Origin of the sequence: Propioniciclava sp., from assembly GCF_036744435.1 — a bacterium.
Classification (GTDB): Bacteria; Actinomycetota; Actinomycetes; order Propionibacteriales; family Propionibacteriaceae; genus Propioniciclava.
The window spans coordinates 1-3,172 of sequence record NZ_DAIOIA010000189.1 but is presented as its reverse complement, the minus strand read 5'-3'; the positions used below and the strand labels follow the sequence as shown (position 1 = coordinate 3,172).

The following is a 3,172-nucleotide window of genomic DNA, read 5'->3' as shown; positions in this document are numbered from 1 at the left end:
TGCTCGGCCAGATCGCGCACCAGGTAGCGACCGAGGAAGCCGCTGGCTCCGGTGACCAGGACGCGTGCGGGGCGGGGCATGCCGCTCATGCTAGTCAACGTCCCCTCAGCCGCGTCGCGACCCGGGCCGTACAGTGTCCGGCGTGCGGATCGCCCTCGTGAGTGACTACTACCTGCCCACCCTCGGCGGGGTGCAGACGGTGGTCAAGGCGCACCGCGAAGCCCTCACCGAGGCCGGGCACGAGGTGACGGTGTTCGCCCCGCTCGCCGAGCCGTCGACCGATCCCGGGGTGGTGGCGCTGCCCGTGTCCGGGGTGTTTCGGCCCGACGGCTTTCCGTTTGCCTGGCCGCCCGCGGGCGTCGAGGATGCGCTGCGCGCCGAGTTCGCGTCCCGCCGCGTCGAGGTGGTGCACGTGCACAGCGAGATGTTCGCGGCGCTGGGCGGATTCGGGGCGGCACGGACGCTGGGCCTGCCCGTCGTCCAGACCATGCACGGCCGGGTCGACGTCTACACCCGGCACGTTCTCCCGATGCCCGCGCTGACCACCGTGCTGCTCGCCGCGCTGCACGGCAGACGGCTCCCGCACGGGCCCCCGGTGCGCGGCGGAACGCCGTACACCCGCACTCGGCTGGCCCGCCGGATGTGGCGCCTCATGGTCAGCCACGCCAATGCCGCCGACCACGTCATCGTGCCGTCGCGCCACTTCGCCGCCAAGCTGCTGGATCAGGGCGTCACCACGCCCGTCAGCGTGCTGTCGAACGGGCTGGAGGCGTCCGTGCTGGACGCCGTGGGGATGCCCGCAGTGCGGCGGCCGCACGGCGACCTGCGCGTCATGTGGTGCGGCCGGATGTCCCCGGAGAAACGCCCCGAGGTGTTCGTGGACGCCGTCGCGGCGACACCCGGGGTGAGGGCGACCATGTTCGGCGACGGCATGGCGCTGCGCCGCGTTCGCGCGCGGGCCTCGCGGGCGGGTGGGCGGATCGCGCTGCGCGGCAGTGTCCCCCAAGCCGACGTGCTGGCCGGGATGCGCGCCCACGACGTGTTCGTGTCCAGCTCGTACGACTTCGACAACCAGCCCATGGTGATGCTGGAGGCGGTCGCGTCCGGCCTGCCGGTCGTCCACCTCGATCCCGACCTCGCCGAGGTGGTGCCCGACGGCGGCGGCCTGCTCGCCGCGTCTCCCGACGCAGCTGGGCTCGCCGCGACGCTGGCCGGGCTGCGGGACGCACCCGCGCGGGTCGCCGCGATGAGTGAGGTGCTGGTTGAAGCGCGGGGTGTCGCCTCACAGGAGCGGCACCTGGCCGGACTCCTGGACGCCTACGAGGCCGCGATCCGGCGCCACCAGGAGCGGCGATCCGCCCCCGGCGTCAGCTCAGCTTGATCGCGTAGATGTTGCGGTCGTAGGAGGCCACCACCAGGGTGTCGCCGAACATGGACGGCGTCGCCTCGACGTTCTTGCCCAGGCTGATGGTGTGGATGTCGAGCCCGGTCTGCGGATCGAACAGGTGCATGACACCGTCGGAGTCGCTCAGGATGCCGTACTGCGTCCCCGAGGAGGTGGTCACGATCGTGGGGGAACTCCACGAGTAGTTGCCCAGGTGACGCCGCCAGATGACCTCGCCGGTGGTCTTGTCCAGCGCGACCATGTCGCCCTCGCGCGGGGCGGTCGTCCGGGAGACATTGAAGAACACCATGTCGGCGGACGGGCCGGTACCCAGGGCTGGGGTCGACAGCACGCCGCCGTTGATCCCGGTGTAGTACGCCGGAATGTCGTACTGCCACACCTGCTCACCGGTCAGCGCGTTGATCTTGCGAATGTTGGTGATCGAATCCTGGCTGCCATCGGCGATGCGGTTGTCGACCTCGTTGCCGGTGTACAGGAACACCCCGTCGCCCTCCTCCGACAGCACCAGGGACGCGTCGGTGTCGTCGGAGACGTCCCGCATCCACAGCATCTGCAAGGTGGTGGCGTCCCAGCCGAACAGCTTGCCGGAGTTGTCGGCGGCGAACATCAGGTTGCGATAGGCGACCGCGGAGTTCTCGATGCCGTAGCGGACGTTGCCGGGCGCGGTGTAGCGCAACCGGGTGACCTCCGGATTGATCGAAACGGTCTTGGCGGCCGGGTCATAGACGCTGTTGAGTTTCACCTTGTAGATCAGCCCGTTCTCGGCGGGCTCGATCAGGGTGTCGGTCTCGGCGTCGATCAAGGCAGAGGAGTCGAACGCCCCCCACTCGTGGCGTGGCGCTGCCGGATCGAGCCCGGAGATGTGCCACACCTCCTTGTTTCGGATGAGGTCGAACGCCCGGTAGCGCCACGGGCCGTAGGTGCCGTTGGTGTCGTTGAGGCCCTGACCGGCGTACAGCATCGGGTAGCCGCGCGGGTCGATGGACGCGGTGCCCTTGAAGCCCCAGCCCACCTCGATCGGCGGTTTGGTCTCCTCGCCGGTGGCCAGGTCGAGCCGGTAGATCTTGCCCTCGAACACGGGATAGATGACCTCGACGAAGCTGTCGTCGTTGACGAACTTGTCGGCCAGACCCATCGTGACCTTCGTCTCGCGCGGCCACTGCACCAGCAACGGCTGTCCCGTCCACCCGGCGCCCGGCCAGTACGAGCCCTCACCACGGATCTCGCCGATGCGCTTGGTCCACAGGACGCTGAGCTGCTCCTGGGTGACGGTGGGCGTCCCGTACGTGCCGCCGGTGCGGTGGTTGTTGCCACGGAACGTCAGGACGCCGGGAACCTGGTTGTACTGGTCGGCCTCGCCGAACACCACCTGCTCGCGGGGGGTGTAGGAGATCGCGATGCCGTTGGCGTCCACCACCGACCAGGAGAAGGTGCCCTCGGAGTCGGTGAACGGCCGGGTGTAGGTGGCGCCGCTCTTGGTCGGCTCGGTCCAGTTCGGGAGCGAACTCAGACGGATCGCCGACGGCTGCCCCGTCGAGGCAGAAGGAGCGGACGTGCCGGTGGGCTGGTGCGGACGCTGCCCGACCTGAACGGTCCCCGTCGAGCAGGCCGCCAGGCTCAGCGCCGTCGCGAACGCGATCCCCGTGGCGACCACGCGCCGGGCCTTCACCATGTCGTCTCCTCGCTCAGGTCACACTGCCGACCAGACTAGCTGTACTGCCCGGAGACATTGATCAATCGCGAGAAGGGCGGGAGGTTCCCGCAGGC

At 69.5% G+C, this 3,172-nt stretch carries 2 protein-coding genes; one reads left to right on the top strand and one right to left on the bottom strand.

The features are described 5' to 3' along the window. The first annotated feature begins 142 nt into the window (after nucleotides 1-142). A complete protein-coding gene (locus tag V7E09_RS14915) occupies nucleotides 143-1,381 on the top strand; it encodes a glycosyltransferase (RefSeq protein WP_324511622.1) in 1,239 nt (412 codons plus the stop codon). Here V7E09_RS14915 and V7E09_RS14910 read toward each other — a convergent pair. Continuing rightward, nucleotides 1,368-3,077, bottom strand: coding sequence for an outer membrane protein assembly factor BamB family protein (locus V7E09_RS14910; protein WP_324511621.1), 1,710 nt, complete (start codon nucleotides 3,075-3,077; stop codon nucleotides 1,368-1,370). The two genes, V7E09_RS14915 and V7E09_RS14910, sit on opposite strands and share 14 nt — an antisense overlap. Nucleotides 3,078-3,172: the final 95 nt, after the last annotated feature.